Source organism: uncultured Vibrio sp. (genome assembly GCF_947488985.1).
Lineage (GTDB): Bacteria > Pseudomonadota > Gammaproteobacteria > Enterobacterales > Vibrionaceae > Vibrio.
The window spans coordinates 1-218 of the sequence record NZ_CANLBV010000409.1; the positions used below are offsets into that span (position 1 = coordinate 1).

Sequence of the window (218 nt, forward strand, 5' to 3'; positions counted from 1 at the left end):
GTCGATGAGGGGGTGATGCTCGGCAAAGACGGCTCATTCACGGCTGGCTGGCGATTTACGGGCTATGACGTCGATACCGCGACCAATGTTGAGCGTAATGCGATTGCAGGGCGTCTTAATCAAGCGCTGTCGTCATTAGGTAGTGGTTATATGGTGCATATTGACACCTTGCGAGAAAGTGCAGCCTCTTACCCAAGCCCTGAGCGCTCTGAATTTAC

Annotated in this window: 1 protein-coding gene; it reads left to right on the forward strand. The window is 52.8% G+C overall.

Annotated elements, in window-relative coordinates; genetic code table 11:
• The coding region (locus tag Q1A70_RS20785; protein WP_299695975.1) for a hypothetical protein at positions 1-218 on the forward strand (218 nt) is incomplete at both ends.